11 protein-coding genes are annotated in these 12805 nt (G+C 49.3%); 10 read left to right on the forward strand and 1 reads right to left on the reverse strand.

Features of this window, described 5'->3' with window-relative positions:
* Positions 1-107: 107 nt before the first annotated feature.
* Positions 108-323 carry a 50S ribosomal protein L31 gene (rpmE, locus tag ACXAF9_RS09490; protein ID WP_475073316.1) on the forward strand — a complete coding sequence of 72 codons (216 nt, stop codon included), beginning with the start codon at positions 108-110 and terminating at the stop codon, positions 321-323.
* Between the two features lie 277 nt (positions 324-600).
* On the forward strand, positions 601-1866 hold the full coding sequence (locus tag ACXAF9_RS09495; RefSeq protein WP_475073319.1) for a malic enzyme-like NAD(P)-binding protein: 1266 nt from the start codon (positions 601-603) through the stop codon (positions 1864-1866).
* Between the two features lie 184 nt (positions 1867-2050).
* Here the strand turns inward: ACXAF9_RS09495 and ACXAF9_RS09500 are convergent, their stop codons facing one another.
* Complete coding sequence (locus tag ACXAF9_RS09500) at positions 2051-4381, reverse strand: penicillin-binding protein 1A (RefSeq protein WP_475073321.1); 2331 nt, start codon at positions 4379-4381, stop codon at positions 2051-2053.
* A 145-nt stretch (positions 4382-4526) separates the two neighbouring features.
* Between ACXAF9_RS09500 and pilM the strand changes: the two genes are divergently transcribed.
* The 8 genes from pilM to ACXAF9_RS09540 are packed head-to-tail and all read left to right on the forward strand — an operon-like array spanning position 4527 to position 12757.
* On the forward strand, positions 4527-5588 hold the full coding sequence (gene pilM, locus ACXAF9_RS09505; RefSeq protein WP_475073323.1) for a type IV pilus assembly protein PilM: 1062 nt from the start codon (positions 4527-4529) through the stop codon (positions 5586-5588).
* 12 nt (positions 5589-5600) lie between these two features.
* Positions 5601-6191, forward strand: coding sequence for a PilN domain-containing protein (locus ACXAF9_RS09510; RefSeq protein ID WP_475073325.1), 591 nt, complete (start codon positions 5601-5603; stop codon positions 6189-6191).
* Positions 6191-6835, forward strand: coding sequence for a type IV pilus inner membrane component PilO (locus ACXAF9_RS09515; protein WP_475073327.1), 645 nt, complete (start codon positions 6191-6193; stop codon positions 6833-6835). Before ACXAF9_RS09510 ends, ACXAF9_RS09515 begins: the two co-directional genes overlap by 1 nt.
* Entirely contained in the window at positions 6816-7367 is a 552-nt protein-coding gene (locus ACXAF9_RS09520; RefSeq protein ID WP_475073329.1) for a pilus assembly protein PilP, read from the forward strand. Before ACXAF9_RS09515 ends, ACXAF9_RS09520 begins: the two co-directional genes overlap by 20 nt.
* Before the next feature lie 15 nt (positions 7368-7382).
* Complete coding sequence (locus ACXAF9_RS09525) at positions 7383-9473, forward strand: type IV pilus secretin PilQ (RefSeq protein ID WP_475073330.1); 2091 nt, start codon at positions 7383-7385, stop codon at positions 9471-9473.
* Positions 9474-9490: 17 nt separating this feature from the next.
* Positions 9491-10021, forward strand: a complete 531-nt coding sequence (aroK, locus tag ACXAF9_RS09530; RefSeq protein ID WP_475073333.1) for a shikimate kinase AroK — start codon at positions 9491-9493, stop codon at positions 10019-10021.
* 12 nt (positions 10022-10033) lie between these two features.
* Positions 10034-11104 (forward strand): 3-dehydroquinate synthase, encoded by a 1071-nt coding sequence (gene aroB, locus ACXAF9_RS09535; RefSeq protein ID WP_475073335.1) that lies wholly within the window; start codon positions 10034-10036, stop codon positions 11102-11104.
* A gap of 42 nt (positions 11105-11146) precedes the next feature.
* The gene (locus ACXAF9_RS09540) at positions 11147-12757 is read left to right on the forward strand and encodes an AAA family ATPase (RefSeq protein ID WP_475073337.1); all 1611 of its coding nucleotides are present in this window, start codon (positions 11147-11149) and stop codon (positions 12755-12757) included.
* Positions 12758-12805 lie beyond the last annotated feature (48 nt).

Here is a 12805-nt window from a genome sequence, read left to right on the forward strand (position 1 = left end):
GGCTGTTTGCGAATGGCTCTTAATTAATCTTTGTACGGTGCTCAGCAGGCTGGTCTTAGACCGCTTTTCTGACTGGGTGGCGGTGCAGAAAAAACCTCGAGGTTAATATGAAAGCGGATATCCATCCTAAGTACGACGACATCAAAATCTCTTGTTCTTGCGGTAACACCATGAACATCCGTTCTACCAACAGCGAAGACATGCACGTCGACGTATGCAGCCAATGCCACCCATTCTATACTGGTAAGCAGAAAGAAGCGTCTAGCGGTGGTCGTATCGATCGCTTCAACAAGCGTTTTGGTGGCATCGGTACTAAAAAGTAATCGAATACTCATTTTCGGTCATGCATTTTTGCTTGACGGTCAATGTGAAAAAGCACTCTTCGGAGTGCTTTTTTCGTTTCAAGGCCCCGTAACTTCCATGTGACCTTCGGTCTTAGTCTTAGGGCTAACCTTTACCGCCCTTTGTCTCTAATCCATTGATGGCTATCAAATAACGCCATTAGATATGACTTCTGGTTATCGCTTTCAGTTGTTCAAAAAGGGGCTTTTCTATATGATTGTCCGTCCGTCTTTTGTCTAATAAATTGGAATAGCGACCATGTCTGAAGATCTAAAAAAAGCGGCGCTGGATTACCACGAGTTTCCTCGTCCAGGTAAAATCAGTGTCGAGCTGACCACACCAGCTGCAACCTCCCGCGATCTTTCTTTGGCATACAGCCCGGGCGTAGCTGAGCCCGTGCGTGAAATTGCGAAGGATCCTGAAAATGCGTATCGCTACACAGCGAAAGGCAACCTGGTGGCGGTGATCTCAAACGGTTCTGCGATTCTGGGTCTGGGCGACTTAGGGCCTTTGGCTTCTAAGCCGGTAATGGAAGGTAAAGCGCTGCTGTTCAAAAAGTTCGCAGGTATCGACTCAATCGATATTGAAGTGGATGCAGAAAGCCCACAAGCGTTCATCGATACAGTCGCACGCATTGCTGAAACCTTCGGCGGTATCAACCTGGAAGATATCAAAGCACCTGAGTGTTTCGAAATCGAACGCGCCCTGATTGAACGTTGCAACATCCCTGTATTCCACGATGATCAGCACGGTACGGCAATCGTTACCGCAGCGGGTATGATCAATGCGTTGGAAATCGCAGGTAAGAAACTTGAAGACGCTACTATTGTTACCCTAGGTGCAGGTGCGGCAGCTGTTGCATGTATGAAGCTGTTGCTGAACATGGGAGCTAAAGTAGAGAACATCTACATGCTCGACCGTAAGGGTGTGATCCACTCTGGCCGTGAAGACCTGACCACTGAGAAAGCGATTTTTGCCACTGAAACAGACAAGCGTACGTTGGATGATGCCATCGACGGTGCGGATGTGTTTGTTGGATTGTCTGGCCCTAACCTGCTCTCACCTGAGCAGCTGAAGAAAATGGCTGACAGCCCTGTGGTATTTGCATGTGCGAACCCAGATCCTGAAATTCACCCTGACCTGGCGCGTGCTACGCGCAGCGATGTCATCATGGCAACTGGCCGTTCTGACTTCCCGAACCAGGTAAACAATGTGTTGGGCTTCCCATTCATCTTCCGTGGTGCGTTGGATGTTCGTGCTAAAGCGATCAACGAAGAGATGAAAGCAGCGGCAGTTCGTGCGCTGGCTGATCTGGCGAAAGAGCCTGTACCTCAAGCGGTTCTGGAAGCGTACGGTATGGACGCTCTGGAATTCGGTCGTGAGTACATTCTGCCTAAGCCAACGGATGAGCGTCTGTTGGGTGCATTGTCTCAAGCGGTTGCTCAAGCGGCGATCGATACCGGTGTAGCGGGCCTGCCAATGCCTGCAAACTACCCGTTGAACACAGTTGAAGACACTAAATAAGTGACTTAGCGGTTCCAATAAAAAACCGGCACTTGCCGGTTTTTTTGTGCCTGTCTTTTAGCTTTTAATGTTGCTGCTTCTTACAGAGGCTCTTACAGAGGTGCTTACAAGAGTCCTTAACTGGTCTTGTTGGCATAAAAAAAACCAGCCGAGTGGCTGGTTTTTAATGGACCGTCAGAGAAGATCAGAAGATCTCCTCAGTGGATTGGCCGCCTTTGTAGCCTGCGCTGGTACCGTAGCCTGGAAGGTGGTCAGAGCTGAAATACTCCATGATGCCGCCGCCAGACCGATTGCCTGTGGTCGGGTCAACACGCATCCGCACAATGCCTTTTGGCATAGGTACAGGGGCAAGTTCAGTGTCTTTTAGGGCATCGCCCATAAAGCTGATCCAGATCGGCAGGGCTGCAGTACCACCAAACTCTCGACGACCAAGGCTGGTGGGCTGGTCGTAACCCACCCATGCCGTTGTTACTAACTGGCTGTTGTAGCCAGTAAACCAAGCGTCTTTTTGATCGTTGGTTGTACCCGTTTTGCCTGCAATGTCAGAGCGCTTAAGCACCAGCGCGGCGGTACCGGTACCACGACGGATGACGTCTTGAAGGATGGTGTATAGCAAGAAGTTAACACGGCTGTCCATGATCCGCTTAGCGGCGAACTCTTGGCAGGCATCTTCGTTGCACACTTGTTTGGGGGTCGCTTCAAAGACGGTTTCACCATACGGATCTACGATTTTCTCGATGTAGAACGGCTCAACTTTATAGCCGCCGTTGGCAAAACCTGCGTAGCCTGTCACCAGTTCAAGTGGAGTCACGTCCGCACTGCCGAGCGATAACGAGAGGTTATGCGGCAGTGTTTTTGGATCAAACCCAAAGCGCGATAAGTATTCAACCGCTTTCTCGATACCAAGGTCCCTTAAAAGACGAATCGAGACCAAGTTACGTGAGCGGTACAAGCCGACGCGCAGACGCGTCGGGCCATTGAAGTTGCCACCTGAGTTGTTCGGACGCCAGCTGTCATCCATGTTGCGACTGTTCATAACAATCGGCGCATCGTTGATGATGGTGGCTGGGGTGTAGCCATTTTCCATCGCCGCTGCATAGACGAATGGCTTGAAGTTAGAACCTGGCTGGCGATACGCCTGAGTCGCTCGGTTGAAGTTGTTCAGTGCAAAACTGAAACCGCCTACCAAGGCTTCAATGGCGCCGTTTTGTGGCGTCATCGCTACCATAGCGCCTTGTACTTTCGGTACTTGGCTCAACTCCCATTTGTCATCTAAATAGATCACACGGATCAAGTCACCCACGCTTGCAACATCAGCGGCTTTTTTAGGTGCTGGTCCAAAGGAGTTTACAGACAAAAAGGGTTTGGCCCATTTAATCCTATCCCACTCCAGTGTGACGCGCTCACCGTTTTTACGAACAGCCACCATGCTTTGGTTGGCAATGTCGATAACCACAGCAGGTTCTAGGTCGGTGTACATGAACTCATCTTTGATCAGCTCAGCAACGGCTTTGTCATCTAAGCCTGAAACCTCAAGTTGCTTCTCAGGACCACGGTAGCCGTGACGTTTAACGTAACTTAATAACCCGTCGCGTACTGCTTTGTTGGCCGAAAGTTGTTTCTCGCTTTCGATGGTGGTGTAAACGGTAAGGCCTTCGGTGTAGAGATCCTCGCCGTATTGCTCGTATAGATCCTGACGAACCATCTCGGCCATGTAGGGGGCGTACAGTTCAATCTCGGTCGTGTGGTATTTCGCCGTTACCTGTTGATTGACCGCTTCGGTGTATTCCGGCGCCGAGATAAACCCAAGTTCTTTCATCCGTCCCAAGATCCAATTGCGACGTTCAATCGCGCGGGATGGGTTGGTGATGGGGTTAAATGCAGAAGGCGCTTTCGGTAATCCGGCAATCATCGCTAACTGAGCTAAGCTTAGTTCGGAGATATCCTTACCGTAGTACACGTAAGCGGCAGCTTGAATACCGTACGAGCGGTGGCCAAGGTAAATTTTATTAACGTAAAGTTCTAAAATTTCCTCTTTGCTAAGGGAACGTTCAATTTTGAGTGCTAATAATATCTCATTGAATTTACGCTCGAATGTTCGTTCGCGTGACAAGAAAAAGTTCTTGGCGACCTGCATAGTGATGGTAGAACCACCACTTTGAATTTGGCCGGTTGAGACTAATTGAACCGCTGCGCGACTTAAGCCTTTTAAGTCGATGCCGCTATGTTCAAAGAAGCGAGTGTCTTCGGCCGCTTGTAATGCTCTGACGAAATGCTCAGGGATGTGATCAAACTGGACAGGTATCCGGCGTTTTTCGCCAAACTCTGCGATCAGTTTTCCATCCTTGGACATAACTTTTAGAGGCGTTTGGAATTTAACATCGCGCAATTGCTCCACATCGGGCAATTGAGGGACAAAGTGTTGGTACAACGTGAAGGCTACGATTCCGCCGACCACAGTACCTAAAAGGACTAACACGATGGTAATACGGAAAAACCAAGTTAAAAAACGCATACTGACCTTGAGGGTTTAAAAGTTCGGTTGGGCATTATATCGGTGCAAATATAGCCTCTCCAGATGAATTGGAGTTTAATTTTGTGTGATTTATAGCTAAAGTCTGCATACAGAGCGTAAATCTATATGATTAAAGGAAAAATCTGTGGTCAGTTTGTTTCGCAAAAAGGCAGCTAGTTGGGTGGGAGTCGACATCGGCTCATCGTCTGTAAAGCTGGTTGCGCTTTCGCGTCATGGCAGTTCAATCGGCTTGGATGCTTACGCTATTGTAGCGCTGCCTCCCACTGCGGTTGTAGACGGAAACGTACAAGAACTGAACGTGGTTTCAGAAGCCATCGAACGCGGGGTTAAAATTTGTGGTATCCGCCAAGCCAGCACCATTGCTGCGGTACCTTCATCATCCGTCATTATAAAGAAGATTGAATTGAGTCAGTCTTTTACTGAGCTCGAACTAGAAGAGCAGGTAAAAGTAGAGGCTGATCAGTTCATTCCTTACCCGCTTGACGAGGTGGCACTGGACTTTGAGATTGTCGGTCCAGCGGCTTCCAATCCCGATCTTAACGAGATCCTGCTTGTGGCGTGTCGTCGCGAGGATGTGGATCAGCGTGAAGATGCGATCAACGCAGCGGGCCTGAAATGCGAAATCATGGATGTCGATACATACGCGGTTGAACGCGTATTTCCGATGCTCATCAACGAGAATCTAAAACCGGAAGATATGGTGGCGATTGTCGATGTGGGTGCGGCGACACTGACTTTGAACGTCGTGAAGGAAGGGAAAATCATTTATAACCGCGAGCAGTCGTTCGGCGGTAATGATTTGACCACCAGTATCCACCATCAATACGGAATGGCGGTCGACGAAGTTGAACAGGCATTGCGTTTGGGCGAGATCAGCGATGAGGTAAAAGAGGTGATGGTTTACCCATTCCGCTACACCATCGCACAGCAAATATCCCGTGCGCTCCAATTCTTCTACTCCTCCGGTGTGCAGTACCAGCTGCAAAAAATCTATCTGTGTGGTGGCGCCGCTTCCATCGATGGCATCACCGAGATCCTATCCGAAGAGTTAAGCTTGCCGGTTGCCATCGGTCGCCCATTTGAACAAATGGACATCGGCCCAAAAATTAACCGTGATCGTTTGCAGAAAGACACCCCGGCGTTGTTAAAAGCCTGCGGTTTGGCCCTGCGTTCATTTGACCAATAGAGGACGAGAAGTATGGCTAAGATTAACCTTCGTCCTTGGCGAGAAGAGCGCGCCGCGGCAAGGCAGAAACAGTTTGCGACCAGCGTGGTCGCGGCCGGTATTTTTGGTGCATTAGTTGTGTTTGCATCGGGCATGTACTACGACTTGCAAGCGGATCGTCAAAACGACCGTAACAGCTTCTTAACCCAAAAGATCAAAGATTTAGACTCGAAGCTCAAAGAGATCGAGGAGCTTAAATCGCAGCGTGAGCGTCTTTTGGAGCGCTTGAACGCCATTCAAGAGTTGCAAGGTAACCGACCATTGATCGTACGAAACTTCGATGAGTTGGTTCAGGTGCTTCCGGATTCCATCCACTACACCTTGGTTGAGCGCTCAGAAGAGGGCTTTAAAGACTCAGGTGTGGCAAAAGACAGCATCAATGTAAAAGGCATCGTGGCACAAAACAAAGACGTATCAACCTTGATGCGGAATATGGATAACTCGATCTGGTTTGATGAGCCAGAACTCGACATGGTCGGTGAGGGCGCAAACCGTAATGCGACTGTGCGTGAGTTTGACCTGATTGTGCCGCTCAGTAAGCCTAAAGCAGAGGAGGCGAAATAATGCAGTCGTTGAAATCCGCCTTCCAAGGCTTTGATCCAAACAACTTAGACTTTTCGACCGCAGGCAGCTGGCCGATCGGCGTTAAGGTAATTGTGTATTTGATCGCATTCGGTGTAGTGCTGTTTGCGGGCAATCACTTTTACATCAGCGATAAAGCCAGTCAGCTGGATCGTAATATCGCTCAAGAACGCACGCTGAAAACGGAATTCCAAAACAAGTCTTTCCAAGTGGCGAACTTGGTTACATTGCGCCAGCAAATGGCCGATGTGGAGGAGGAGTTTGCCGAGCTGCTGCGTCAGTTGCCAACTCAGAAAGAGGTGCCAGGCCTGCTTGAAGATATCTCAGACATTGGCCGTGCGGCTGGTTTGGATATCCGTTTAATTGAGCTTGCACCTGAAAAGAAAGATCAGTTTTACATCGAGCTGCCGATCAATATAGAAGTGCGAGGAACGTATCACCAAATGGGACAGTTTGTGAGTGGTATAGCCGCGATCAAACGTATCGTTACCTTGCATGACTTTACCATCAAGCCTGCGGATGCAAACGCAAGACAAGGCAATGGCGGATTAACACCAACTAATGATGGCCCGCTCGAAATGGCTATTCTAGCGAAGACGTACCGTTATGATGATACAGAAAAGTAAGCCTTATCTTTGTATGGCGCTGGCCTTGTCGCTTACGGGCTGCGTCTGGGTAGAAGATACATCTGATCTTCAAACCTTTATCGCTGATGTGGAATCAAAGCCGCGTGGTAAAATTGAGCCACTGCCGACCTTTGAGCCGTATCACAGTTTTGTGTATGAAGGGGCAAGCTTGCGAGACCCGTTCGTACCTTTGGTCAAAATTGAAACCTCCTTTGAACCCATTGTTGTCGATAATGATAATGGCATTGAGCCTGATCAGGATCGCCCGCGTGAGTACTTGGAGCAGTTTTCGATTGATAACTTAAAGATGGTAGGTACCATCGCAAAGTCCGAAGCGGATCGCTTGTGGGCTTTGGTCTTGGATAATAACGGTGAGATCCACCGTGTATCCAAAGGGGATCATCTGGGGCTGGATTTCGGCCAAGTCGTTGCAATTAATGAGCAGCGTTTAGATGTCGTGGAAATCATATCAAACGGACGTGGCGGCTGGATGCAACGACCGCGCATACTGGAATTGGTTGAGCAGGAATAACCGAAGGAAAGTTGAATGAAACAGAATCAGAAAACCATTAAGTCGTTGATCAGGGGTGGTGCAGTAACAGCTCTTGTTGGCTTTTTCAGCTTGTTCCTGTCGGTTATTGCACATGGCGCCGTCCTCTTGAAGGATTCGTCGTTTGTGACATTGCCAGGCGGTAAGCTGGAAGTGAAGCTGGATTTTGACCAGGCACCTCCAACACCCAAAGCGTACACCACGGACAACCCGCCAAGATTGATCTTGGATTTATGGGGTGTCGAGAATGACCTAGGCCGTAAAGCGCTGGATATTCGTACCGGTGATGTTGAAGCCATGAGCTTTGCCCAAGGCGGTGATCGTCTTCGCATTGTGACCGCTCTTTATGCATCTACAGGGTATGAGACCTTCTCCGAAGGAAATAGTTTATTTTTAGTGTTCGGACAAACAGGTTCCGTCACAAAACAGGCGGATAACAAGCCTGCGTCCTTGATGAAGCCTAAAAATCAGCTGCAAGCGTACGATGATAAAACCCGTGTAAACGGCATCGATTTCCAGCGAGTGGATGGTGGTATTGGTCGAATCGTGATCACCATGACCGACGATCAAGCGGGCTTGAACGTGGATGAAGAGGGCAACAATGTTGTTGTTTCTTTGTCGGGCGCGTCGCTGAACAACTCATTGCAACAGCGCATCGATGTTCAGGATTTTGCAACGCCGGTGATGTTTGTGGATGCCATGGCGGCAGGTCGCAACACGAAAATCTTGGTTAAACCGGGTAGCGCGCCTTACGACTACATGGCGTACCAAACGGGCAATAAACTGGTGCTGGACTTTAAACCGCTGACGCGTGCCGAAGAGGAAGACCGCAAAGCCAATCAATTCCCATACTCGGGTGAGAAGATTGACCTTAACTTCCAAAACGTGAGCGTGCGTTCCGTTCTGCAAATCTTAGCTGAGGTGGCTCAACTGAACTTGGTTGTAGATGATGCGGTTGATGGTGAAATTACCCTGCGTCTTAAGCATGTTCCTTGGGATCAAGCGCTGGATATCGTCCTGAAGACTCGTGGCCTGGATAAGCGTCAGATTGGTAATGTTCTGTTGGTTGCTCCTGCTGAGCAGATCGCAGAGCGTGAGCGAATCGAGCTTGAAAGCCAAAAGCAGGTTGAAGAGTTATCCCCGCTGGTTACAGACTTCATCCAAGTGGATTTCCGTAAAGCATCCGAAATGCGTCAGCGTATTTACGATGCAAAACTGGTAACGGAACGTGGCTTTATTGTTGCGGACGATCAAACCAACCGTTTGATGGTGCGTGAAACGGCTAAACAGCTGGATGAAATCCGTCGTACTCTGCGCCAATTCGATACCGAAGTGTCTCAGATTATGATTGAGGCGCGTTTGGTTACGGCGCGTGCTGATTACAGCCGCGAACTGGGTATCCGTTGGGGCTTTGGTCTGCAAGACAGTAACTTTGTTGCCGGTGGTAGCGGTGATACATCTGCCTATTATGTTGAAGACTTCCCGGTATCCGGTGCTGACCTGCCTCTGAACGTCGATTTGGGCGCATCAGGCACAACATCATCTTTGGTATTGGGTTATGCAACCAATAGCTTTGCGTTGGCGACCGAACTGTCTGCAATGCAGAGTGAAGGCAAAATCGAGATCGTATCTCAGCCAAAAGTCATCACCACGAACGGTAAAGCGGCTTACATCAAGTCCGGTAGTGAAGTGCCTTATCAGACGGTTGAAGATGGTGAAGTCAGCATCGAATTTAAAGATGTGGTGCTAAGCTTGGATGTGACACCTCAGATCAACCCCGGTGATCGCATTGCGTTGGAGCTGAAAATTAACAATGACTCCATCGGTCAAACTCTGGATAACGGTGAGATCAGCATCGACACCAATGAGCTTGAAACCTCAGTGGTTGTAAAAGACGGTGAAACCGTAGTTCTGGGGGGTGTTTACCAAAACAACCGCTCTGACTATGTTTACAAAACACCGCTTTTAGGGGATATTCCCGTCGTTGGAAATCTCTTCAAGAAAACAGTTGCTGAAAACAACAAAGAAGAGCTGTTGATCTTCATTACTCCAAAACTTGTTCGCGAGTCGCTGAGTAATGCCCGTTAATATATGAGTGTGGTTAGTTGAACATTTTCTTAGTCGGCCCTATGGGATCGGGGAAAAGTACCATAGGGCGTCTATTGGCTCAGGAATTGAATCTCGAATTCATCGATGTGGATAAAGTCATCGAAGACCGAGCCGGAGCCAACATACCTTGGATATTTGATGTCGAAGGTGAAAGCGGCTTTAGAGACCGCGAAGAAAATGTGATGGACGAACTGACTCAGCTCGACAACATTGTTTTAGCAACCGGAGGCGGTGCTATCCTAAGGGACAGTAACCGCCGCCATCTGCGTGCCCGTGGGCACGTTGTCTACCTTAAAACGTCCGTTGATCATCAACTGGAACGTACCGCAAAAGATAAAAATCGCCCGCTGCTGCAAGCCGAAAACCCAAGAGCTATTTTGGAACGCTTGCTGGAAATCCGTGAACCTCTTTACCTTGAGTGTTGTGATGTACTGGTAAAAACCGATCGCCGCCACCCAAAAGGCGTCGTGTCGGATATCGTACGACAGGTTAATGAGCGAATCAGTGTTGGCAGCGAGGCTAACTAACTGGAGTCATTCGTGGAATCATTAACTGTTGATCTTGGTGATCGATCTTACCCCATTCTGATTGGTGAAGCGCTGTTTCAAAAAGAGCACTTAGCGCCGTACATCAAAGGTCGCCAAGTGATGGTTGTCACGAACGAAACCATTGCTCCTCTTTATTTGGATGCGCTAAAAGCCTGCTTAACGGACTTTCAGGTGGATGCGGTGATTCTTCCCGATGGCGAAGCGTATAAAAACTGCGATTATTTAATGCGCATTTACGATGCTCTGCTTGATAAACGACACAACCGCACGACCACCTTGATCGCGTTAGGCGGTGGGGTCGTGGGCGATATGACAGGCTATGCGGCAGCTTCATATCAGCGTGGTGTTGCTTTTATCCAGTGTCCGACCACTTTGTTGTCGCAAGTGGACTCATCGGTGGGTGGCAAAACAGGGGTGAACCATCCGCTGGGTAAAAACATGATTGGCGCTTTTTACCAGCCGCAGTTGGTGCTCGCTAACATGAGTACATTTTCAACCCTACCTGATCGTGAGCTTTCCGCAGGCCTTGCTGAGGTCATCAAGTATGGCTTGATCTATGATCTTGCGTTTTTGGATTGGCTTGAAGCCAATATGGACGCTTTAATGGCTAAAGATGCTGCAGCGCTGTCTTATGCGGTTAAGCGCTCTTGCGAGATCAAAGCGGAGATTGTAGCTCAAGATGAGCAAGAGACCGGTATTCGCGCCATCTTAAACTTGGGTCACACCTTTGGTCATGCCATCGAAACGCATCAAGGTTATGGCGTATGGTTGCATGGTGAAGCGGTTGCCGCCGGAACTGTGATGGCTGTTGAGCTGTCTCATCGTTTAGGTTGGATTGATGCTAGAGCGCTAGAGCGCACTAAAACGGTTTTGCAAAAAGCGGCATTACCGATTGCGCCACCAGAGCAAATGAGCGCTGATGATTTTATGTCTTTAATGGCGGTTGATAAAAAAGTCCTTGATGGTCGATTGCGTTTGGTTCTGCTGAATGCGGTGGGTGAGGCTACCGTCACATCCGATTTTGATACTCAGGTATTGATTGATTATCTCAACGGCCTGTAATCTGGCGTAAACGACTTACCGTTTGAAAGAAGGGATACTGTAATGACAGAGGCCGTTTATTTCGAGCCGCCAAGCCGAATTCAACTTGTGGATAAGTTGTCGCACTTAGTGCGCTATTCGGATTTTCTAATTGTCATTACAGGCCCCGATCAAATCGGTAAAACCATGCTGGCGGATCAGCTGGCGATTTCGGCCGAGGGCACAACCGCCCATCCACTGTTTATCCCCTTAGATGATACCTGCACACCGAAAGGCTTGATTCAGCACTTAGCACACGCCTTATCCCTTGAAGCAACTCAAGCGCGAGAGGCGCTACTTGAATTTACCGAGCATGTGCGTGGCCTAAATGAGGTCGGTCAGCAGTTACTGATCATCATTGATAACGCCGAATGGCTATCCGATGAAGCCGTCGAGCTTCTGACCAACATGGTTATGTTGGGTAAAGGTCGCCCGCAATTGGTATTAAGCGGAACAGATGCACTGGTCAATCGCTTAGTTTCGCTGGAAGTCCCAGAAACATTGGATGGCCGATTGCACGTCGAGACGCTGCATCCTCTGGATGATGAGGAGAGCGAGACGTTCCTAGAGCACCTTCACTTAACCGAAACCATGCCTTCGGGCAAAGCGCTTAAACAGATTTTAGCTCAGTCCGAAGGGGTACCGGGGCAGTTGATTGCCTCGTTAACGGCCTTTGTGTCGGATAACGCTGAAGCGGTGGACAGTAATGAACACACTGGCGGGGCTCGTAAGCGCGCTCTACCTCTACCCATGCCGCACTTGCTGGGGATTGGTGGTGTACTGACTTTAATACTGGGTATTTCGCTTTGGCAGATGTTCCCAGGTGAAGATGAGCCAAGTGTAGCTTCTGTGAGTGGCCGAATCAGTGAACCTTTGGCGCTTAATTTGGGTGATGATCAAGCCCCTGAAAACGCCCCATTAAACTTGCCGGATGAGCGCAGCGAGCTATCTAAGCGTTTGGCAGAGCAAGAGGCACGCTTAGATGAGCAGCCAGCCCCTGCGTCTGTTGAAGAGGTCGCCGCGGCGGCGGTTGAGTCCAGCGAGCCCTTGCCTGTAGACCCAGAGCCGGTTTCTAGCCCGGAAGTACCCCCTGTTTCACCGCCTACAGCCGAGCAAAACAGTGTTGCTAATAACGACACGCAAGTGGCTGAAACATTCGCTCAAGTTGCGCCAAAGCCTTCGGAGCCAAAGGTCGCACCAACAGCGCCTAAGCCTCAACAAACCGCGTCGAAACCGGCTGAAACACCCGTAAAAACGCCTGATATTAAAGCAACACCCGAGCCTAAGGTTGAAAAGCCTAAGCCCGCTGCGACCGCTACGAAGGGGCCTGCCGAGCGTTGGTTGAAGGAAGATCAACTTATGCAGTGGCCGACTTCTGGCTTCACCTTGCAGGTGCTAGCTGCTCGCGAGGAAGCCAGTGTTGCGCGATTTATGGCGGGATTAAAGAACCCAAATCGTCTATATTATTTCCGTACGGTGTATAAAGGGCAGCCATGGCACGTTGTGGTCTATGGTCAGTATGCAAGTAAATCAGCGGCCAATCGAGCGGTCAGTTCGCTTCCAGAAGAGCTAAAATCGCTTAAACCTTGGTCCCGAAGCATTAAAGGTGTCCAGCAAGACATCCAGAAAAAATAACTTTTTTCTTTCGCCATAGAGGCGAAAAATACCACCAAAGCGACATTT

This window comes from Neptunomonas sp. ABH4_499 (genome assembly GCF_056160565.1).